Source organism: Arthrobacter sp. PGP41 (assembly GCF_002953935.1).
In the GTDB taxonomy this organism is placed as follows: domain Bacteria; phylum Actinomycetota; class Actinomycetes; order Actinomycetales; family Micrococcaceae; genus Arthrobacter.
In genome coordinates this window covers 2,704,107-2,724,330 of the sequence record NZ_CP026514.1, presented here as the reverse complement: position 1 = coordinate 2,724,330, position 20,224 = coordinate 2,704,107, and the positions used below count along the sequence as shown (strand labels likewise).

At 68.3% G+C, this 20,224-nt stretch carries 16 protein-coding genes; 11 read left to right on the top strand and 5 right to left on the bottom strand.

Features of this window, described 5'->3' with window-relative positions; all coding sequences use genetic code 11:
* Positions 1 to 137 precede the first annotated feature (137 nt).
* The 4 genes from C3B78_RS12405 to C3B78_RS12390 all read left to right on the top strand — a co-directional run bounded on the left by C3B78_RS12405 (position 138) and on the right by C3B78_RS12390 (position 6,908).
* Positions 138 to 1,076, top strand: coding sequence for an aquaporin (locus C3B78_RS12405; RefSeq protein WP_104998343.1), 939 nt, complete (start codon positions 138 to 140; stop codon positions 1,074 to 1,076).
* Positions 1,077 to 1,132: 56 nt separating this feature from the next.
* Complete coding sequence (locus C3B78_RS12400) at positions 1,133 to 2,317, top strand: exonuclease SbcCD subunit D (RefSeq protein ID WP_104998342.1); 1,185 nt, start codon at positions 1,133 to 1,135, stop codon at positions 2,315 to 2,317.
* Positions 2,314 to 5,382: an AAA family ATPase gene (locus tag C3B78_RS12395; protein ID WP_104998341.1), complete on the top strand. Its 3,069-nt coding sequence runs from the start codon at positions 2,314 to 2,316 to the stop codon at positions 5,380 to 5,382. Before C3B78_RS12400 ends, C3B78_RS12395 begins: the two co-directional genes overlap by 4 nt.
* 98 nt (positions 5,383 to 5,480) lie before the next feature.
* Positions 5,481 to 6,908, top strand: coding sequence for an MFS transporter (locus C3B78_RS12390; RefSeq protein ID WP_104998340.1), 1,428 nt, complete (start codon positions 5,481 to 5,483; stop codon positions 6,906 to 6,908).
* Here the strand turns inward: C3B78_RS12390 and C3B78_RS12385 are convergent.
* Entirely contained in the window at positions 6,905 to 7,639 is a 735-nt protein-coding gene (locus tag C3B78_RS12385) for an IclR family transcriptional regulator (RefSeq protein WP_104998339.1), read from the bottom strand. The two genes, C3B78_RS12390 and C3B78_RS12385, sit on opposite strands and share 4 nt — an antisense overlap.
* A 291-nt stretch (positions 7,640 to 7,930) precedes the next feature.
* Here C3B78_RS12385 and C3B78_RS12380 point away from each other — a divergent pair, with 291 nt between their 5' ends.
* Positions 7,931 to 9,262 carry an MFS transporter gene (locus C3B78_RS12380; RefSeq protein WP_104998338.1) on the top strand — a complete coding sequence of 444 codons (1,332 nt, stop codon included), beginning with the start codon at positions 7,931 to 7,933 and terminating at the stop codon, positions 9,260 to 9,262.
* A 96-nt stretch (positions 9,263 to 9,358) separates the two neighbouring features.
* Here the strand turns inward: C3B78_RS12380 and C3B78_RS12375 are convergent, their stop codons facing one another.
* From C3B78_RS12375 to C3B78_RS12365, 3 genes are all read right to left on the bottom strand, one after another.
* Positions 9,359 to 10,006: a phosphoribosyltransferase gene (locus tag C3B78_RS12375; RefSeq protein ID WP_104998337.1), complete on the bottom strand. Its 648-nt coding sequence runs from the start codon at positions 10,004 to 10,006 to the stop codon at positions 9,359 to 9,361.
* A gap of 20 nt (positions 10,007 to 10,026) precedes the next feature.
* Positions 10,027 to 10,854: an alpha/beta fold hydrolase gene (locus C3B78_RS12370; RefSeq protein ID WP_104998336.1), complete on the bottom strand. Its 828-nt coding sequence runs from the start codon at positions 10,852 to 10,854 to the stop codon at positions 10,027 to 10,029.
* A 147-nt stretch (positions 10,855 to 11,001) separates the two neighbouring features.
* Entirely contained in the window at positions 11,002 to 12,420 is a 1,419-nt protein-coding gene (locus C3B78_RS12365) for an amino acid permease (RefSeq protein WP_104998335.1), read from the bottom strand.
* Positions 12,421 to 12,663: 243 nt separating this feature from the next.
* Between C3B78_RS12365 and C3B78_RS12360 the strand changes: the two genes are divergently transcribed.
* The 5 genes from C3B78_RS12360 to C3B78_RS12340 are packed head-to-tail and all read left to right on the top strand — an operon-like array spanning position 12,664 to position 18,540.
* Positions 12,664 to 13,374, top strand: coding sequence for an NUDIX hydrolase (locus tag C3B78_RS12360; protein ID WP_104998334.1), 711 nt, complete (start codon positions 12,664 to 12,666; stop codon positions 13,372 to 13,374).
* Positions 13,371 to 14,675, top strand: a complete 1,305-nt coding sequence (nadA, locus tag C3B78_RS12355) for a quinolinate synthase NadA (protein WP_104998333.1) — start codon at positions 13,371 to 13,373, stop codon at positions 14,673 to 14,675. Before C3B78_RS12360 ends, nadA begins: the two co-directional genes overlap by 4 nt.
* Complete coding sequence (gene nadB / locus C3B78_RS12350) at positions 14,675 to 16,498, top strand: L-aspartate oxidase (protein WP_104998332.1); 1,824 nt, start codon at positions 14,675 to 14,677, stop codon at positions 16,496 to 16,498. The genes nadA and nadB overlap by 1 nt, the downstream gene beginning before the upstream one ends.
* On the top strand, positions 16,491 to 17,378 hold the full coding sequence (nadC, locus tag C3B78_RS12345; RefSeq protein WP_104998331.1) for a carboxylating nicotinate-nucleotide diphosphorylase: 888 nt from the start codon (positions 16,491 to 16,493) through the stop codon (positions 17,376 to 17,378). Before nadB ends, nadC begins: the two co-directional genes overlap by 8 nt.
* Positions 17,379 to 17,385: 7 nt before the next feature.
* Entirely contained in the window at positions 17,386 to 18,540 is a 1,155-nt protein-coding gene (locus tag C3B78_RS12340; RefSeq protein WP_104998330.1) for a cysteine desulfurase family protein, read from the top strand.
* Between the two features lie 28 nt (positions 18,541 to 18,568).
* On the opposite strand, the gene C3B78_RS12335 is transcribed toward C3B78_RS12340, so the two are convergent.
* Positions 18,569 to 19,228: a DUF1684 domain-containing protein gene (locus C3B78_RS12335; protein ID WP_104998329.1), complete on the bottom strand. Its 660-nt coding sequence runs from the start codon at positions 19,226 to 19,228 to the stop codon at positions 18,569 to 18,571.
* Positions 19,229 to 19,372: 144 nt separating this feature from the next.
* Between C3B78_RS12335 and C3B78_RS12330 the strand changes: the two genes are divergently transcribed.
* The gene (locus tag C3B78_RS12330; protein WP_396136684.1) at positions 19,373 to 20,173 is read left to right on the top strand and encodes a hypothetical protein; all 801 of its coding nucleotides are present in this window, start codon (positions 19,373 to 19,375) and stop codon (positions 20,171 to 20,173) included.
* The last annotated feature ends 51 nt before the right edge of the window (positions 20,174 to 20,224 follow it).

Here is a 20,224-nt window from a genome sequence, read left to right as displayed (position 1 = left end):
GGCCGGCATCCGGACGGGTGCCCGGCCCTAGCCGTCCGGGTCGACGCGAGCGCACAGCAAACGCCCACAGCAGCTGGAATAATGGAGGGGTTGCCCGTCGGCCGCACCGCCATCTTCTGCCTACCAAAGGGTCCACCATGAGTACGCCCGCCCTTGACCATCACGACGCTTTGCTGACCCGCAGTCCGGAGGCCTCCCGCCCCGGGCTGCTGCCCAGGCTCGGGGCCGAGGCATTCGGCACGCTGTTCATCGTGGTGGCCGGCCTCGGTGTTCCGCTGTTCACCATCCCGGACTCCAGCCCCCTCCCTGCGGCACTTGCCGCCGGCCTTGCCGTGACCGCCGCGATGCTCGCCTTCTCGCACGTTTCTGGCGGCCACTTCAACCCGGCCATCACCGTGGGGCACCTCCTGGCCGGACGGATCCGGGCCGGCGCCGCTGCCGCCTATGCCGGTGCCCAGCTGGCCGGTGGACTGGCAGGCGCCCTCGCCCTCTTCGGAATCCTGCGCACCCTGCCGGGGATCGCGGACAGCCGCACTGCTTTCGACACTGTCACGGCGGGCTTTGGCGAACACTCCATCATCCAGGCGCCGCTTGCTGCGGTGCTGCTCCTTGAAATGCTCGGAGCCGCAATCGTTGTTGCAGTCTTCCTGGGGACCTCCGGCAGGGACGAATCCCGGGACGGCAGCGGCCGGTCCGCCGCAGCCGTGGCAGTCGGACTGTCCTTTGCGGTCCTCCTGCAGCTGGGCCAGTCTGTGGGCAACCTGCCGTTTAATCCTGCCCGGGCAGTCTCGTCCGCCCTGTTCAGCTCGGACTGGGCTGCGGCGCAGCTATGGGTTTTCCTGGCTGCCCCGCTGGTGGGCGCTGCCCTTGCGGGACTGGTGTTCCGTAGCTTCGGAGCGGCTGCTGGCGGCCGCCGGCCGGCCGCCGGCCCTGCCCTTGGAAAGCAGGACGCAGACGGCGCCGCGCCCGCAGATTCCGCCGTTGCCAGTGCGGGCGGACGCCCGGATGCGCGCGCGGACGAACCCCAGCCGGGGACCAGCGAAGCCCAGGACTTCTTCGAAGGAAGGCGGGGCTGATCCCGGTGGCCGCGGCGGTTGCCTTCGCTGTCAGTGGCAGCCGATAGCTTAGGAACATGCGGTTACTACACACTTCGGACTGGCACCTGGGCCGGTCCTTCCACGGCGTCGGGATGCTGGACGCCCAGCGCGCCTTCGTTGACCAGCTGGTCGGCGCTGTAGAGCAGCACCGCGTGGACGTTGTCCTGGTGGCGGGGGACGTCTACGACCGCGCCCTTCCCGGCGTGGACGTGGTACGCCTGCTTGACGAGGCCCTGGTGCGCCTTACCGCGGCCGGCGCACAGGTGGTGCTGACAAGCGGCAACCATGATTCCGCCATCCGACTGGGCTTTGCGTCCCGGCTCCTGGAACGCGGGGGAGTGCACCTCCGGACCAGGATCGAGGCCCTGGACGAACCGCTGCTACTGCCGCTGGGGGAAACAGCTGCCGGGGAAGGTGGCGAGGCAGTGCTGGCCATCTACGGCATTCCGTGGCTCGAACCCCGGCTCGTCGCCGAACAACTGGGTGCGGACACCCCCAGCCACTTTGAGGTTACCCGGGCCGCAACAGGGATGATCCGCGAGGACATCAAGCGGCGGTCGGCCTCGGCCACTGTGCATTCCGTGGTCCTCGCCCACACCTTCGCCAGCGGGGGGATCAGCTCGGACAGCGAGCGGGACCTCAGCATCGGCGGCGTCGGCGCCGTGCCGCTGGACCTCTTCGAGGGCTTCAGCTACACGGCGCTGGGGCACCTGCACGGACGCCAAACCCTGTCGCCCCATGTGAGGTACTCGGGCTCGCCGCTGGCTTACTCCTTTTCGGAAGCCACCCACCAGAAAGGGGGCTGGCTCGTGGACCTCGGCGCCGAGGGTGTCACCTCGGTGCGGGAAGTCCTGTGGCCGGCGCCGCGCGCACTGGCCGTGCTGCGCGGGCCCTTGGCGGAGCTGCTGGAATCGCCCGCGCACCAGTGGGCCGAATCCGCCTACTGCCAGGTCACCCTGACCGACGCCCAGCGGCCCGCCCGGGCCATGGAGCGGCTCCGTTCCCGGTTCCCGGACACTTTGGTCCTTGGCTTTGATCCGGAGGGTGGAACCCAGGCCGCCGCCTCAAGCTACAGCAGCAGGCTGGCCGAGGCGCCGGACGACCTCGCAGTGTGCTGCGGCTTCCTGGAACATGTGCTCGGCAGGGTTCCCGACGATGCCGAAAAAGCAGCGGTTGCCGTTGCGCTAGAGAATGTCCGGCTCCTGGAGGCTTCCCGATGAGGATCCACCGCGTCCTGATCTCCGCGTTCGGGCCGTTTGCCGGTACCGAGGAGATCGACTTCGACAGGCTCAGCGCCCATGGCCTCTTCCTGCTCAACGGCCCAACAGGGGCAGGAAAGACCAGCGTCCTGGATGCCATCTGCTTCGCCCTGTACGGCTCCGTTCCCGGGGCCCGCCAGGACGGGAAAAGGCTCCGCAGCGACCACGCGGAACCGGCGCAGGAGCCTGCCGTCACCTGTGAGTTCTCGGCCCAGGGCCGCCGCTTCGAAGTGACGCGGTCCCCGGCCTGGGACAAGCCGAGCGCCCGGGGGAAGAACGGCTTCACCACGCAGCAGGCCAAGACGCTGCTGCGTGAACGCGTCAGCGGAACCTGGACGGAAAAGTCCGCCCGCAATGATGAGGCCGGCGCGGAGATTCTGGCCCTGCTTGGCATGGACCGGGAGCAGTTCACCCGGGTGGTGATGCTGCCCCAGGGCGACTTCGCCGCTTTCCTCCGTTCCAAGGCCACCGACCGGCTGGACCTTCTGCAGAAGCTTTTTGGTACCGAACGGTTCGAATCGGTGGAGCAGGAACTGGCCCGCCAGGCGCAGGCAGCCAAGGAGGAAGTCTCCCTCCTCGCCGGCCGGCTCGAAATCCTGGCGGCGCGGGCGGAGTCGGAGACGGCCCCCTTGGGATTGGACGTGGCCGGCGCTCCATCCCCGGATGATGCGGTGGCCCGGCTCGAATGGCTTGAAAGCGCGGTCAACGGGCGCCTGGCGGAACTCACGGGCCGCGCGGAACGGGCCGAAGCCGCAAGCACCGAATGCAGGAACGCCGTGGAAGCGGAAGCAGCGCGCGGGGAGCGGCGCCGCAAACTCGATTCCGCCGCGGCCCGGAAAGCGGCCGTGGACCAGGGGGCGCAGTTGCTGGAGGAACAGCTCCTCCGGCTGGCCCGGCACCGGAAGGCGGAGGTGCTGCACGGGCAGCTGCTGAACGTTGATGCAGGTGCCGCGAAGGTCCGGCGGGCCGCTACTGCCGTGGAGTCCGCCTTTACGCTGCTCAGCATGGCCGCAGGGGAAGACCCCGAGCTGGCCCAACTGGAGTTGGGAATTGGCGAGGTCCCGCCTGCGGACGGGGCAGGAGCCGCTGCCGGCTGCGCCGCCGAACTGGGGCGCCTGCGTTCGCTCCTTGCCGTCGTGGAGGCCCGCGTGCCGGACGAGGACAGGCTGCTGGGCCTCCGGAAGCGCCATGGCGGGCTGGTGAAAAAGCAGGAAGAACTCGCCGCCGTCCTCGTGCAGGCGGGCAGCCGCTCCGAAGAACTCCAGGCCGAGCGGCGCCGCCTCCAGGACGGGCTGCAGGATCTCGAGCAGCGGGCGGGTGCCGAGGCCCTGCGGCGGAAGGAAGCCGCGGCCGCGGAGGAGCTGCTCGACGTCGTCAGGCGCTATGGCGGGGCCGTTGCTGTCCGGGACCAGGTCAAAGTCCGGTATGACGAGTTCCTGGACAGCCAGCTGGAAGCAAAACGCCACTGGCTGGACCTCAGGGAAGAGCGGCTCGCAAACGCTGCTGCTGAGCTGGCAGCCAAGCTGGTCCCTGGGGAGCACTGTGCCGTCTGTGGCAGCACCGATCATCCCGCCCCCGCCGCAGGCGGTCCGGGTGGTCCAGGGCTCGCGCAGGAGGAGGAAGAAGCGCGGCGTATCCACGAGGCGGCGGAGGCCGCCTGTGCCGTGGTTGCCCATGAACTGGCAGAAGCCAGCCAATTGGTGGCCGTCCTGGCTGGACAAGGCGGGGAAACGGCCGCGGAAGAGGCCGAAAACGGCGCGGTCCGCGCGCGCCTGGCTGCTGCCGAGGCAGAGGCCGCGGTCAAGGAACTCAGCGCTGTCCGGTTGCGGCTCGAGAAGCTTGGGGCCGCTGTTGAAGCAGCACAAAAATCGAGGACAGACGCAGAAGCCGAGCTTGCCCGGACTGTGGCCTCGCTGGCCGATGTGACCGAACAGTCCGCCGCCCTTGACCAGGCACTGGCCGGGCTCAGGGGAAGCCACCGGAGCCTGGCCCAGCGGTTGCGCGCGCTGGAAAACGCGGTGGCAGTCCTCAATAAGGCGGTTGAAGCACAGGCCCAGCTGGAACAGGCGGAGGCCCAGGCCGCCGAGGCACGGGAGCAGCTGGAACAGGCTCTTCCTGCCGCCGGCTTCGCAACCGCCGGCGAGGCCCGGGAGCAGCTGCTTGAGGCCGCCGAGGCAACTGCCCTCCAGGCCAGCGTGCGGGCCGCCCAGGACGAGCAGGCCAGGGTGGCGGAACTGTTCGTTTCCGGGGATGTTGTGCTGGCACTGGAAGAAAAGTCGGCCGGTTACGAAGTGGACCCGGCGCGGCTTGCGGCGCTCCGGGAAGCTGCGGTCACCGCCGTGCAGGAAGCCAGGGACGCGGACCTTGCTGCCGGCATGGCGTCCAGGTGCCTGGCCTCGCTCCGGGGTATCCGGGCCGAGTATGGCGATCTGGCAGGATCGGCGCGGCAGCCTGCCGAGCGGGCACAGATGCTCGCGGGCCTGGCGGATGCCGCAGCAGGCCGGGGCGAGAACACCTACCGGATGAGCCTGAACAGCTATGTCCTGGCCGCCCGCCTGGAGCAGGTGGCCCTGGCGGCCTCGGAGCGGCTGGTGGCAATGAGCGATGGCCGGTACCTGCTCCAGCACACTGATGCCAAGGCTGCACGCGGTGCAAAGTCGGGGCTTGGCCTGGAGGTAGTGGACCAGTGGACCGGGTTCCACCGGGACACCTCCACGCTGTCCGGAGGCGAGTCGTTCATGGCCTCCCTGTCCCTGGCGCTCGGGTTGGCGGACGTGGTCCAGCAGGAGGCCGGTGGAGTGGAGATCGAGACCCTGTTCGTGGACGAAGGGTTCGGCAGCCTGGATGAGCAGTCCCTTGAACAGGTGATGGACGCCCTTGAGGGCCTCCGGGACGGCGGCCGCGTGGTGGGGCTTGTCAGTCACGTGGCAGAGATGAAGCAGCGGATCGGCGCCCAGCTCCAGGTCCTGAAAGGCCGGAACGGATCGACGCTGCGGATCTCCGACGCGGTGGATGCTCCCGTGTGACCGTTCCGGCCACCGCGGCAGCCGGATATAATCGGACAGTTACCGGGTTGCGCGCATCGGGAGGAGGGACGGTGTGCATAACATGAACGAGCCCGGAATTGACCTCATCCACCTCACCTGCCAGCCCGCAAGCCGCCGTCCCTGCCGGACAACCGTTGCCTTCCCCGGCGCCCGCACCGGCCCGGTTAACTGAGCCGCCTGCCGCCGCCAACCAAGCCTCAGCCAACCAAGCCGCCGCCAACCAAGTCGCCGCCAACCCGGCTCCCAGTCGCGGCCGCTTCGCCCGGCTGCCCCATCTTGCCGGCCCGGGCTTTATACCGCTGGGGCTGTTTGCGCGGCTTCCGCTGGCCATGCTGACAGTCGGCACGCTCACCCTGGTTACGTCAGCCAGCGGTTCCTACGCTCTGGGCGGGACGGCTGCCGGTGCGGTCGGAATCGGTTCGGCGTTGGGCGCTCCGGCCTTGGGATCCTTGGCCGACCGGCACGGACAACGCCCGGTGCTGCTGATTGCTGCCCTCCTTAATACCGTGGCAGTGGTGGCCCTGATGCTTGCAGTGTGGGTCATGGGGGAGCCTGGCGGTGGTACCGCGGCAGTGTTGGCGTCCGCCTTCGTGTCCGGTGCAAGCTGTCCGCAGGTCGGACCGCTGGCCAGGGTGCGGTGGATGGCCCTGGCCTCCCGGGGGACGGATGCGGACAAGGCGAAGGACTTGCACACCGCCCTCTCCTACGAAAGCACCGCGGATGAGGTGACCTTTGTCCTGGGGCCGGCACTGGTGGGAATCCTGGCCAGCCTGCTGGCGCCCTGGCTGCCCCTTGCCCTTGCGGCGGCCATGACCATCACCTTCGTTCCGGCCTTCGCCGTGCACCGCACCCATCAGGCCGTTCCGGCCATCAAGGCAGTTCCGGCGGGCTGGGCGGACCGGACCGCCGCGGACCGGCGTTTGCAGGGTGCAAGAAACGCGTCCGGGCGCCTGCCGGCAGCGGTGGCCCTGCCGGTGCTTGCCATGGTGTGCATGGGAACGTTCTTCGGCTCGACGCAGGCCGCCCTGAGCTCGTTTTCGGGAATGTTCGCAGGCTCGGAGGTTGCCGGCCTGCTGTACGCCGTCATGGGGCTGAGCTCAGCCGCGGCGGCATTGTCCGTTGCCTACTGGCCGCAGGCCTTCAGCCTGTCCGGGCGGTGGGCGCTGTGCGCCGGGCTGATGGCAGGGCTGGCCCTGCTCCTGTTGCTGCCGTCCTCGATGCATGGGATGGTGGCAGCGCTGCTGGTCCTGGGCCTCCCGGTGGGGCCGGTCATGGTCACGGTCTTTGGCGTGGGCGGTGTCGTCGCGCCGGCGGGACGACTCGGCACCGTAATGACGGCGCTGGCCAGCGGCATCGTGGCCGGCACTGCCCTTGGTTCGTCCCTTGGCGGCCAGCTGGCCGAACTGCACGGCTACACAGCGGCGTTCGTTGTCCCGGTCTGCGCCGCAGCGGTGCTGGCACTCCTCGGTGCCGGGTCCGCCGTCGTTCTTCGCCGCAGGCCCTAAGCCAGTTGCCGCTCGATCCTGGCGGCGCTCTCCACCAGCGCCGCGCCCACCGTCGCGGGGTCATGGGATGAGCGGATATAGACGACGGCGAGGGCGGCCGGCCGGCTGCCGGGAACCCGGACGGGCGCAGCCAGGGAGGATACGCCGGCGATGACCTCGTCGTGGCTGGCCGAGTATCCGGCGCGGCGGGCCTCGGCAGCTTCGGGGCGGTAGGGGATTCCCGTGGCCAGCCGGTCCCATTCGGACTCGGTGAGCGCCGACTGGATGGCGATGCCAGGGGCGCCGGCGTTGACGGGATGGCGGGTGCCGGGATGCTGGGCCACTGTGGCGCCCGAGTGCCTGGGTTCCACCGTGAGCAGGGTGATGCAGTCGTGGTGGTCCCACACTGCCACGAACGCCGTCATGTCCAGGGTGTTTGCCAGTTGCGTCAGCTCGGGAAGGGCGGCCGCCTGCAGGTTGCGCGAAACTCCGCGAGCCAGGACCGCAAGCCCCGGCCCCGGCTGGACCCGCCCGGCGTCGTCCCGCACCAGCAGCGAGTGGTCCTCCAGGGTCCGGAGGATGCGGTACGCGACCGATCGGTGCACGCCCATCGCGTCCGCCAGTTCGGCAATGGTCAGTGGGCCGGGCGCTGCCGCCAGGATCTCCAGGGCGCGGATTCCCCGGGACAGGGTTTGCGACGCGGACGCCTGTGCCGGCGCTGCTCCGGCCGCGGCTGCAGCGGTGGGATTCATGGTGACCATCCTAGGTGGCACGTGCCGCAGGAGCTGCCCTGGGGGTTCCCGGCCAGACGTGCGGTGTCCTCAATTCGAAACGGCAATTCAAATATAGAACTGGCCTTGACGCAGCCCAAACGTCAGGACAGCTTTCCGGAGGTTCCCGCAGTTCAGCAGGCTGTGCATAAAAGTTTCCCCCGGCCGTGTTGTGCCTCACATTTTCGTAGTACCCTACTAACTAACTGACCGTTCTGTCGGTAATCCTGATGGCGTCCCGGCAGCTCTGCTGCCTTGAACAATGGAGTTTCAATGACCACACCTTCCAAGGTGGACACACTCGCCGGTCCCAGTTCCCGGCGGGAGGAACGCAAGGTCCTCGCCGGCACCCTCGTCGGAACCACCATCGAGTGGTACGACTTCTTCATTTTTGCCCAGTTGACCGCGACGCTGCTGTCACCGCTGTTCCTGGCGCCCCTGAACCAGTCCAACCCCGGCCTGGCACAGATCCTGTCATTCGCCCTGATCGGCATCAGCTTCCTCTTCCGGCCCCTCGGCGCCGTGGTGGCAGGCCACCTGGGCGACCGCCTGGGCCGCAAGGCGATGCTTGTCTTCACCCTGGTGATGATGGGGGCAGCCACAGCCCTGATCGGCATGCTGCCCACCTACGCCCAGATCGGCGCCTGGGCGCCGGTCCTGCTGATCATTCTCCGCATCGTTCAGGGCTTCTCGGCGGGCGGCGAGTGGGGCGGGGCGGCACTGATGGCTGTTGAACATGCGCCCCTGAACAAGCGCGGCCTCTTCGGCGCCTACCCGCAAATCGGCGTGCCCATCGGCATGATCCTGGCCACCGGCCTGCTCTTCTTCCTCAACACCAGCATGTCCAAGGAGGACTTCGCGGCCTGGGGCTGGCGCGTGCCGTTCCTGCTCTCCATCCTCCTTATCGTGGTGGGCTACTTGATCCGGCGGGCGGTGGCCGAAAGCCCCGTCTTCCGGGAAATGGCTGCCCGGAAGCAGGAAAGCAAGGCACCGCTGGGCGAGCTGGTCCGCAGCCACAAGAAGCCGGTCCTGTACTCCACCATGATCTTCATCGCGAACAATGCGGCCGGCTACCTGCTGATTGCCTTCTTCATTGCCTACGCCACCAGGACCTTGAAGATGCCTACCCCGGAGGTGCTGCTGGCCACCACGCTGGCCTCCTTCGGCTGGCTGATCTTCACCCTTGCAGGCGGCTGGCTCTCGGACCGCATTGGCCGGGTCAAGACGTTCCTGACGGGCTACGCCATCATCTTTGCCTGGATGATCCCGATGTTCGCCCTCATCGACACCAAGAACATCTGGTTCTACGGCCTGGCGCTGTTTGTCCTCACCATCGGGCTTGGGCTTTCCTACGGGCCCATGTCAGCAATGTACGCCGAGATGTTCCCCGCGAACGTGCGGTACTCCGGGATTTCCATCGGCTATGCTTTCGGCGCCATCCTGGGCGGCGCATTCGCGGCGACCATCGCTGAAACGCTGCTGCAGTCCACCAAGTGGACCGGGTCCATCGGCATCTACATCATGGTGCTGTGCGTCATCTCCGCCATCGGCGTTGTCCTCGCCAAGGAAACCAAGGGCCGCCCGCTGGGGGTCAGCCACCACTAAGCCGCGCAATGCGGCTGGGGTAACCGGAACGACGGCGGGCCGGACAATCATGGTCCGGCCCGCCTTGCCGTCCCGCAAAAGATTGCTGCGGGGCTCCTACCGCTGCAGCAGGCTGATCGCATCATCGTCCGAGAGTTGCTCAAAGCGCCGGTAGAAACTGCCCACCGCGCGGAACTTTCCGGGCAGGTGCAGGCACAGCACGGCGTCACATGCGCGCTCCACGGAGGCCTCTGCCTCGACGGAGCCAACCGGAGCGGCCGCCACAACGGCTGCCGCACCGCCGTCGCGCACTGCCTCGACTGCTGCACGCATGGTGGCTCCCGTCGCCAGGCCGTCGTCCACCAGGAGGACGGTCCTTCCGGCGAGGTCGAGGTCCGCACCCGGATAGAGCTCCACGCGGCGGAGCAGCTCAGACCGCTCCCGCTGCTCTACGGCGTCGAGCCATTCCTGGCGGACACCGTGTTCAAGGACGCGGTCCAGCAGGGGCTTGTTGACCAGCCGGACTGTCCGGCCATGGAGCCACGCCAGGGCGCCGTAGGCGGTTTCTTCATGGCCGGGAATTCCGAGCTTTCGGACCAGGACGGTTCCGAGGGGAAGGTGGAGGGCCTTTGCCACCGCCGCTGCCACGGGGATTCCCCCGCGGGCCAAGCCAAGCACAAGGGTGTCGCGCCGCTCCCGGAACTGCGGAAGGATGGCCGCAAGGCGTTCACCGGCGTCCGTACGGTCTTCGAAGAACGTGCGCATCAGTCCCTCCGGGAGAAAGGCTAGACGGCCAGGAAGGATATGGCAGCCTGCTTGAAGGCCCTGCTCGTCACGGCATTCGTGTGGTTCCTGCCGGGCAGAATAAGCTGCTCCGCCATGGAACCGGCCTTCCGCGCCAGTTCTTCAAGCTGCGGCAGGCTGGCGACCCGTTCATCCTTTTCCCCCGCCACCAGGAGCATCGGCATGTGGGGAACTGCCTCTGCGGGGTCGTACGGCTCTGCTTTGATGGCCTCCACCAGGGAGAGGAGCGCGAAGATGTTGTTGCTGGGCAGCAGGAGTGCCATCTTGAGCAGCCGGGCCGTGGATTCGTCGGCGATGGGGGTGCCGTCGGCGAGGTAGTCCTGCGCGGCCCGAAGGTCGAACTCGGCCAGCGGATCGGAAATGTTGGGGCCGCCAAGGACAAGGCGGTGGGTGATTTCCGGCTGGGTGGCGCCGAATTCCCAGGCGAGCCTGGAGCCCAGGGAGTAGCCCACGATGTCAAGGCCGCTGGAAGGGTCGCCTTCCTGCAATGGCCGCACGCCGGCGTCGAACGCTGTTTGCAGCAGGTCCGCGCGGATCCTGCTGGGGGAGTAGGAGTCCCGGTCCTCCGGGGCGCCGCTGCGGCCGTGGCCGGGCAGGTCCACCGTGATGACCCGCCGGCCGGCGTCCAGCAGCGCGGCCACCCATCCGGTGTCCTCCCAGTTGAGCTTGCTGGAGGAGGAGAACCCGTGCACCAGCAGGACCGGGCGGAACCCGGCATCAACCGCGGGATCATGCACCGCCACGTAGAGCTGCGGGTCCGTGCCTTCCACGGTGTGCGTGTGCTGTTGGCCGGTGTGCCTGCCGCTCATGGTGTCAGTCCTCATCAAGTACGGCGCCCAGGCGGACCCGGCGCTTCGGAACCTCGTGCTTTTATTTTTACTCTACCTGCCGGCCGCCCGGCTATTTCCCTTGGCCAGCTCCAGCCCCGGCGTCAATCCGGGTAGCGCAATGTGTGCTTATAAGCCGTCAAAACGACTGTTGGCGCCACCTACCCTGGGCCGGCGGGTCCGGGCAGTGAGCCGGCCGCCCGCCGCACAGGCCAGGGCAATCCCGGCGATAAGGGCAAAGGTGCTGAAGAGCTGGAGGCGGCTCTCTTCCGCACTGAACCCCACAGCGAAAATGAGGGCCAGCAGGACAAGTCCCAGGATGGTCAGGCCGGGGAAACCCTTCATCCGCAGGGGCAGCGGAATTCCTGCCCGGTCCGCCCGCCGCCGCAGGATCAGCTGGGAGACGAGGGCGCTTCCCCAGACCACCAGGCAGGTGGAGCCCACCAGCTGGAACAGGGCCGGAAGGATCCGTTCCGGGAACAGCAGTTCCAGGACCGTGGCGATGAATCCGAAGGCCACCGACACCCCCACCGCGAGCATGGGGACGTTGGCGCCGCCCAGGCGGGTGAGGACGCGGGGCGCTGCGGAGCGCTGGGCGAGGGAGTAGGCCATCCGCGACGCCCCGTAGAGGTTGGCATTCAGTGCGGAGAGGAGTGCGACGACGGCCACCAGGGTGATCGCCGTTCCGGCGCCGGGGATGCGGGCCGCGTCCAGCACCCCGGCAAACGGTGAGGCGAGGCTTTCCGAGGTGGCCGGAAGGACGGCGGCGATGACGAACACAGAGCCGATATAGAACACCAGGATGCGCCAGACAACAGTGCGGATGGCCTTGGCCACGCTCCGCTCCGGATCCTCCGTCTCCGCCGCGGCAACGGACACAATCTCCGTTCCGCCGAACGCGAAGATGACCACGAAGAGTGCGGACGCAATGCCGCCCAGGCCCTGTGGCGCAAAGTTGCCGGTGACATTGGACAGCCCGGGTGACGTGGCGGGCAGGAGGCCCAGGAGCAGGGCGGCGCCCACCGCCAGGAACAGCACTATCGCGGCAACTTTGAGGATGGCGAACCAGAACTCGAACTCGCCGAAGTTCCGGACCCCCGCGAGGTTGATGCCGGTGAAAACCACCATGAACACCAGCGCCAGCGCCCACACCGGAATGACCGGCCACACGGAGAAGAGGAGTGCAGCGGCCCCCAGCGCTTCGGCGGCGATCACCACCACCAGCTGGAGCCACCAGAGCCAGCCGATGGTGGCGCCGGCCGTCTTCCCCAGGGCGCGCTCAGCGTAAACGGAGAAGGCGCCGCTGTTGGGGTTCGCGGCGGCCATTTCGCCCAGGGCCCACATGACCAGGATGATCAGGGTGCCGGCCACCAGGTAGGAAATGAGGACGGCAGGGCCGGCTGCCTGCACTCCCGCGCCGGAGCCCAGGAACAGGCCGGCGCCGATGGCGCTGCCGAGCCCCATCATGGTCAGCTGCCGGGGCTTCATGCTGTGGGGAGGACGGACGGGCTTTCCGGTGGGTCGGACCGTGGTGGACTTCGTCGTCATTGCCGTGAACCTTCTTGGGGTTTGGATGGTGGCGCCTTGTGGGACCCCTTGAATTTACCGTCTACGGTCCCGCAGCGGAATTTGGTGCCCGCCGGCGGCAGGAGACCCCGGGACGGCCCCCCTCAGAAATATTTGGCATTTAGGGGGCGCCAACCCGTAGAATTAGTTTTGGTCAAAGTGACCATAACTCAGGCGGGTGCCTCTCCGGCGCCAAGCCCCTGGCCCACCGGAAGGCGGTGCACCATGTACTCCAGCTCAGCCAATGTCTCGGAACGCCAGGCCGCGCCGCCGTCGCTGGCCATCTCCACGGTCATCTTCGCGCTCCGCCCCAGTGAAAAATCCGGGCGCCCTACGCTCTGGCTGCCCCTGGTGCGGAGGATCCGGGAACCCTTCAAAGGGCTGTGGGCGCTGCCGGGCGGTCCGCTGAGCCACGCGGAGTCGCTCCAGGATGCGGCATCCAGGAACCTGAGGGAGACAACGGGACTTGCCCCCAGCTACCTGGAGCAGTTGTACGCGTTCGGCGGTCTGCACCGCTCACCCACGCAGCGGGTGGTTTCGATCGTCTACTGGGCCCTGGTCCAGCCGACCGAAGCCGCCCTCGCGGATGAGTCCGAGAATGTCCGGTGGTTCCGTGCGGACAGGCTTGGTGAGCTCGCCTTTGACCACAACGCGATCGTGGACTACGCGCTGTGGCGGCTCCGCAACAAGTTGGCCTACGGCTCCGTGGCCTACCACCTGCTGGGGGAATACTTCACCCTGGCCCAGGTGCGGGAGGTTTATGAAGCCGTCCTGGACCGCGAGTTGGATCCGGCGAACTTCCGCAGGCAGCTCAAGTCCACCCCCGAAATAGAAGAAACCGGCGAATACCTCCAGGGCGGCAAGCACCGCCCCCCGCGCCTCTACCGCTTTACCGGCCGGCCCGGCCTTGACCCAGACAACAGGAGCACACCATGAGCAGCGTCAACACGGCAATCCAGCTGATCTCGCGCGAACAGGCCGAAAACGGCGCCACCGCAAAGGGCAGCACCTGCAGCCCCGCCCTGGCCAAAGGCCCCTGGGACTACGACCGTGCCGAGGCGCTCGCCGGCGTTCCCGCCTACGGCCCGGGTGCCTCCAGCGCGGACGTGGCTCCCGCCGCCACTCCCCGCCAGGGCCAGCTGCCCGAGGAGTACAAACTGGCCAGCGACGCCGAGCTGGGCGAAAGGATCCTGGCTGCGAAGGCCGCGCTGGGGGACAGGGCCGTCATCCTGGGGCATTTCTACCAGCGCGATGAAGTGATCCAGTACGCCGACTTCGTGGGCGACTCCTTCCAGTTGGCCAACGCCGCACTCACCCGTCCTGATGCAGAGGCGATCGTTTTCTGCGGTGTGCACTTCATGGCCGAAACCGCTGACATCCTCTCAGCCCCCGAGCAGGCCGTCATCCTGCCCAACCTGGCGGCCGGCTGCTCCATGGCGGACATGGCCGACGCCGACTCCGTGGCTGAGTGCTGGGAGCAGCTTGAGGAGATTTACGGCACGGAGCCCGACGCCGAGGGCCGGGTACCGGTCATCCCCGTCACCTACATGAATTCCTCCGCTGCCCTTAAGGCTTTCTGCGGCGAGCACGGCGGCATCGTCTGCACCTCCTCCAACGCCAGGACGGTCCTTGAGTGGGCGTTCCAGCGCGCCCGGCGGGTGCTGTTCTTCCCGGACCAGCACCTGGGCCGCAACACCGCCAAGGCCCTGGGCGTGCCAATGGAGCAGATGCCCATGTGGAATCCGCGCAAGGACCTGGGCGGCAACGATGAGCAGGCGCTGCTCGATTCCCGCGTCATCCTGTGGCACGGGTTCTGCTCGGTGCACAAGCGCTTCAGCGTGGCCCAGATCGAGAAAGCCCGCGCCGATTTCCCGGGCGTCCAGGTGATCGTGCACCCCGAATGCCCCATGGAGGTGGTGGATGCTGCCGATTCGGCCGGCTCCACCGACTTCATCAAGAAGGCAATCGCCGCGGCCACGGAGCCCACCACCTTTGCCATCGGCACCGAGATCAACATGGTGAACCGCCTCGCCGCGGAATACCCGCAGCACACCATCTTCTGCCTGGATCCCGTGATCTGCCCCTGCTCCACCATGTACCGCATCCACCCGGGCTACCTTGCCTGGGTGCTGGAGGAACTGGTGGCCGGGCGGATCGTCAACCGGATCACGGTGGCGGACTCCGTCCAGGACCGCGCACGGACCGCCCTCGAGCGCATGCTCGCCGCCAGGCCATAATGTCCACCCCGTCCACTGAGCCCGGCACGCGCCGGCGGCTGATCGTCGTCGGCAGCGGTATTGCCGGACTTTACGCCGCACTCCTGGCGGCGGACGCCGGGGCCGACGTGGTGCTCCTGAGCAAGGGCCCGCTTTGCGAGAGCAACACCTGGTACGCCCAGGGCGGCATCTCAGCCGTGCTGGACGAGCCCGCCCCCGGGGACACCGTTGCGGCCCACATTGCCGACACCCTGCAGGCAGGTGCGGGACACTGCAACGAAGAGGCAGTCCGGCTCATGTGCACGGAGGCCCGCAGGGACATTGCCGGGCTGGAACGGTTCGGCGTGGTCTTTGATCCCGGTGCAGACGGCGGCCCGGCGTTGGGGCTGGAAGCCGCCCATTCCGCCCCGCGGATCCTTCACGCAGGCGGCGACGCCACAGGCGCGAAGGTGGCCGCGGCCCTGATCCGTGCAGCACTGGCCCGGCAGGCAGACGGTTCCGTGGCACTTCATACCGGCGCCAACGCCACAGCCCTCCGGCAGACGGACGGTCGCGTCAACGGCGTCGAGTTCCTGCAGGACGGCCGGACACTCACACTGCACGGGGACGCTGTGCTGCTCGCCACCGGCGGAGCAGGCCAGTTGTTTGCCCAGACCACCAACCCCGCGGTGGCCACCGCCGACGGCCTTGCGCTCGCCGTCCGCAGCGGGGCAGCAGTGGCCGACCTGGAATTCTTCCAGTTCCACCCCACCTGCCTGGTGCCCGGCGCCGGCGCCCCGGACCCGGGCACCGCACGCGGGCTGGACCAGGATCCGCTCCTCATCTCCGAAGCCGTCCGCGGCGAAGGAGCCATCCTCGTCGATGGTAACGGGAAGCGGTTCATGCGGGCCTACCATCCCGGGGCAGAACTCGCCCCCCGCGACGTGGTCTCCCGCAGCATTGCCCTGCACCTTGCCAAGCTCGGCGACCCCAACGGCCACGTCTACCTCGACGCACGCATCATTGAGCAAACCAAGGGTCCCGGATTCCTGGCGAGGCGGTTCCCCACCCTCACGCAGAGAACCCTCGACGCCGGCATCGACTGGACCCGCGAACTGGTTCCGGTGGCGCCCGCGGCCCACTACTGGATGGGCGGAGTCCTCACCGACCTCCACGCCAGGACAACCGTTCCCGGGCTGTATGCCGCCGGGGAAGTTGCGCGCACCGGGGTCCACGGGGCAAACCGGCTGGCCAGCAACTCCCTCCTTGAAGGACTGGTCTTCGGCCGGCGCGCTGTTGAGCACTTCCTCTCTGGGGACGACGGCGGTGGCTGGGATGCGCCGCGAGGCACCGATGCTCCGCGTGCTGTCTCGGCCGCGGGCGGCCTCCCCTTGACGCACGCTTCCGCACCGCTGCCCCGCGACGCTGAGAGCGACGTCCCCTTCCCTGCTGCTTTAGTGGGCGAGCCGGCCGCATCAGGTGCTCCGGTTGGGAGCCGGCTGGCCAGCGACGGTCGGGGAGGTGGGGGGAGTGCGCAGTTCTCGCGCGATGCCCTTCGGCGGATGATGACTGCCAAGGCGGGGGTGCTTCGCTCCGGGGAACTGCTGCGGGAGGCGGGGGACACGCTGGGGCGGTGGGCCGCCGTCGTTCGTCCCGGCACTGTTGCCCCTGGCGCCGACGCATGCCTGCACGAGGACCGGAACCTGCTGCTCGCGGCGCAGCTCCTGGTGGCTGCGGCCCAACAACGTCGAGAGTCCCTGGGCGCCCATTACCGCAGCGATTGCCCGGAGGACGCCTCCGGCATCAGGGAAGAATTCGACCCTACGTACCCGAACCGCCCGAAAGTGAGCGTCCTCCATGACTGAAACAACCCTTCTTGACCTGGCGCTGCCGTCGGCGCCGGTGCGGGAGATCCTGGAGCGCGCCTTCGCCGAAGACGCTCCGGCGGGGGACATCACCTCCCAGCTGCTCATCCCCGCCGAAGCCCGCGCCACCGCCGTGCTGAACGCCCGCGTGGCCGGCGTCTTCAGCGGCGCCACCGTGTTCCGCGACGCCATGCTGCTGGTGGACCCGGACACGGACGTGGAACTGCTGCTGGGGGACGGAGACAGGTTCGACGCCGGCACGCACCTTGCACGGGTCAGCGGACGGGCCCGCTCGGTACTGCTCGCCGAACGCGTGGCCCTCAACCTGGTCCAGCGGATGTCCGCGATCGCCACCCGGACCGCGGAATTCGTTGAGCGCACCGAAGGGACGCCGGCCCGCATTACCGACACCCGCAAGACCACCCCCGGACTGCGGATCCTGGAGCGCTTCGCCGTACGGTGCGGGGGAGGCGCTAACCACCGGTACAGCCTGTCGGACGCGGTTCTCGCCAAGGACAACCACCTGGCCGTCATGACCGGAGGGGACCCCGCCAGGCTTACCGGACTGCTCCTGGCCGCCAAGGCGCAGCTGGGGCACACCACGCACTTCGAGGTCGAGGTGGACCGGATGGACCAGATCGAACCTGTCCTGGCTGCGGGCGTGGACACCATCATGCTGGACAACTTCACCGTGGAGGAGCTGCGCGCCGGCGTTGCCCTGGTTGCAGGGCGGGCACGGGTGGAGGCCAGCGGCAACGTCAACCTCACTACCGTCGCGGGAATCGCCGCCACGGGGGTGGACGTCATCTCCGTGGGCGCGCTCACCCACACGGTGGCCGCACTGGACCTCGGCCTGGACGTGGAACTGACAGCCGGGTGAAAACGCCATGATTTTCCTCGATGCTGCCGCCACCACCCCGGTCCGCCGCGAGGTGCTGGACGCCATGTGGCCCTACCTGACCGGCGACTTCGGAAACCCCTCCAGCCACCACACCCTGGGAGAGTCCGCTGCCAGGGCGCTCGCGGATGCGAGGGCCTCAGTGGCATCGGTCCTGGGCTGCCGGCCCGGTGAAGTCACCTTCACCTCCGGCGGCACCGAAGCCGACAACCTGGCTGTCAAAGGCATTGCCCTCGCGCGGCAGGCAGCCGACCCCACGCTGAACCGGGTGGTGATCAGCAGCGTCGAACATCCGGCCGTGGAGGAGTCCGCACGGTACCTGGAACGTTTCCACGCCTTCGAGGTTGACGTGGTGCCGGTGGACAGGACCGGGCGGGTCACTCCGGAGGCGCTCCTCGCAGTGCTGCGACCGGAAACGGCGCTGGTCAGCATCATGTACGCCAACAATGAAGTGGGGACGGTCCAGCCGGTCGCCGAACTGGCCGCCGCAGCACGCAGCCACGGGGTTCCCTTCCATACGGATGCGGTCCAGGCGGCGGGGTGGCTGCCCCTGGACATCCGGGCGCTGGGCGTTGACGCGATGAGCCTTTCGGGCCACAAGCTGGGGGCACCCAAGGGCTGCGGGGTGCTCTTCGTCCGCGGCCGCACCAGGATCGAGCCGCTGATCCACGGCGGCGGGCAGGAACGCGGCCGCCGCTCGGGGACGGAGAACGTGGCAGGGGCCGTGGGGCTGGCCGCCGCACTGGCACTTGCCCAGGCAGGCCAGGAGGAAGAACGACGGCGGGTGGAGGCCCTGCGGGACAGCTTTATTGACGCGGTGCTCACGGGGGTCCCGGGGGCGGTGCTGACCGGACACCCCGCAGAGCGGCTGCCTTCGGTGGCATCGTTCTGCTTCCCCGGAACCAGCGGCGAATCCGTGCTCCTGGAACTGGAGCGCCAAGGGATCGTGTGCTCGAGCGGATCCGCCTGCGCGGCCGGATCCGATGCGCCGTCGCCGGTCCTGGCGGCCATGGGATTCGACGCCGAGGTGGCCCAGACGGCGGTCCGGTTCAGCTTCGGCGCAGCGGTGGCGGGGGAAGACCTGGCGGTTGCTGCCAAAGCTGTCCGGCAGGCAGTGGCAAGCGTTAGGGCCCTCGGCTCCTAGCCGCTACGGAGACCCCCGGTACAACCTGCTAGTAGAGCTCTCCGACGGGGATATCCACGGCCAGCCGGTTTGAGGGGCCCGCCAGCGGGCACGCCCAGGCCTCGTTATAGGCGCAGGACGGGTTGTAGGCAAAGTTGAAGTCCAGGACAAAGGGGGCATCCGGCCCTGTCCCATGGACGCCGTGGAAGGCTCCCTTGATGGTGTCCAGCAGGTAGCGGCCTGCCCCGTAGCTTCCGCCGGGCTGGCCTGCGGTCGCGTCGCGGAAGGGCACGAAGATGCCGCCGCCATAGCCGCGCAGCTTCCACACAGCGAGCTGCCCCATCTCGGGAAGGTCGAACGTGCCCAGCCTGACGAAGTTCACCACGCCGTCGGTCCCGGTTTGCACGCGCATTTCCCGCCCGGCACCTTCCTTGGTCAGCGGGACGTGGAAACGGAAGATCGGATCATAGTCGGCCGTCTTCAGGCCCGCGAAGCTTGCCTTGTCCTCCGCAGTCAGGGGGGAGGCAGGGTGGGTGGCGAACATGAGGTCCCGCTGGTGGCGCCAATACAGGTGCGCTTCCGCCGGACTCTCGGCCGAGACTTTGCGGACATTGGCATACAGGGCAAAGGTCCGGAGCCGCCAGTCGGCGATGTCGACGGCGGAAATGTCCGCCAAATCTTCTTCGGCCGTGCCGTGGTGGGCTTCCATAAGCACCAGCCTAGTCCCCGGCGCCGGAGTTGCGCGTCCGACGGCGACACGCCTCCGTGCCATGCGGCCTCCGCACAACGGCGCAGGCCGAAACGCCGTCGGGGGAAGGGACCCGACGGTGCCGCGTCCCGTTAGGCTGGCTGCATGGAAGGCATGGCAAGATCGAGGGCCCTGTCGGGCGTATCCGTGCTCCTGGCCGGGGCGCTCCTGGCAGGATGCTCCACACCGTCGAACAGCGGGCCGGGATGGACAGCGCAGCCCGATGGGCCGGGCACCACGGCCGCCGCCACTGCGCCGGCATCAGCTTCGGCCTCCGCAGGCGCCACGCCCGGCGCCACGGAGACCGCTACGGCCGTGCCCGTTGCCACGGCTTCGGCCTGGAAAACCTTCTCGGACCCTGCAAAGACCGTGAGTTTCGAGCTGCCGCAGGAGTGGATAGCGCAGTCGGTGGCCCCGGAGGAGGGTGCCCTGCCCGGCGCCTTGAAGGTGGAGGTGAAGAAGCCCGACGGCACCTTCATGGCAGCGCTGCGGACGGGACTCCCGCCGTCGTCCGCTGACTGTCCTCAAGACGCCCGGCGACCCTACACCGTGATCAGCAGCGTGCCTGCGGAACTGAAAACCGAAGGCGGGGAAGGGACCATTCCGCCAAGGGTTGTGTTCAGGGTGATCCAGGGGTACCGGTACTTCGGCTCCTATGGGGTCACGAACCTTGTGGGCGGGGCGGACGGCCAGGCCTGCGAGCTGCGCAACGTCATCCGGGGCCCGGCCGGCAAGGGGGACTACTCCTTCGGTGACATCGTAGCCGTCAGGGCGTTCGCGCCTGATGAAAAAGTGGCGCCCGCCAAGGCATTCGACACTCTTGGCCAGGCCGCACAGTACGTCGGTGAAAGCAGCGACTTCGCCAACGTCCAGCGGATGCTAATGTCTCTGGAGATCAAGAACTAGTCCCGTTCCCGGCCCACATCAACGGCCGCGACAACCGGCGACTTCCTTCCA

Bases quoted from the DNA above. Each gene is read 5' to 3' on its own strand.
- C3B78_RS12405 (WP_104998343.1), top strand. From the start codon at position 138: ATGAGTACGCCCGCCCTTGACCATCACGACGCTTTGCTGACCCGCAGT.
- C3B78_RS12400 (WP_104998342.1), top strand. From the start codon at position 1,133: ATGCGGTTACTACACACTTCGGACTGGCACCTGGGCCGGTCCTTCCAC.
- C3B78_RS12395 (WP_104998341.1), top strand. From the start codon at position 2,314: ATGAGGATCCACCGCGTCCTGATCTCCGCGTTCGGGCCGTTTGCCGGT.
- C3B78_RS12385 (WP_104998339.1), bottom strand. From the start codon at position 7,639: ATGAATCCCACCGCTGCAGCCGCGGCCGGAGCAGCGCCGGCACAGGCG.
- C3B78_RS12380 (WP_104998338.1), top strand. From the start codon at position 7,931: ATGACCACACCTTCCAAGGTGGACACACTCGCCGGTCCCAGTTCCCGG.
- C3B78_RS12375 (WP_104998337.1), bottom strand. From the start codon at position 10,006: ATGCGCACGTTCTTCGAAGACCGTACGGACGCCGGTGAACGCCTTGCG.
- C3B78_RS12370 (WP_104998336.1), bottom strand. From the start codon at position 10,854: ATGAGCGGCAGGCACACCGGCCAACAGCACACGCACACCGTGGAAGGC.
- C3B78_RS12365 (WP_104998335.1), bottom strand. From the start codon at position 12,420: ATGACGACGAAGTCCACCACGGTCCGACCCACCGGAAAGCCCGTCCGT.
- C3B78_RS12360 (WP_104998334.1), top strand. From the start codon at position 12,664: ATGTACTCCAGCTCAGCCAATGTCTCGGAACGCCAGGCCGCGCCGCCG.
- nadA (WP_104998333.1), top strand. From the start codon at position 13,371: ATGAGCAGCGTCAACACGGCAATCCAGCTGATCTCGCGCGAACAGGCC.
- nadB (WP_104998332.1), top strand. From the start codon at position 14,675: ATGTCCACCCCGTCCACTGAGCCCGGCACGCGCCGGCGGCTGATCGTC.
- nadC (WP_104998331.1), top strand. From the start codon at position 16,491: ATGACTGAAACAACCCTTCTTGACCTGGCGCTGCCGTCGGCGCCGGTG.
- C3B78_RS12340 (WP_104998330.1), top strand. From the start codon at position 17,386: ATGATTTTCCTCGATGCTGCCGCCACCACCCCGGTCCGCCGCGAGGTG.
- C3B78_RS12335 (WP_104998329.1), bottom strand. From the start codon at position 19,228: ATGGAAGCCCACCACGGCACGGCCGAAGAAGATTTGGCGGACATTTCC.
- C3B78_RS12330 (WP_396136684.1), top strand. From the start codon at position 19,373: ATGGAAGGCATGGCAAGATCGAGGGCCCTGTCGGGCGTATCCGTGCTC.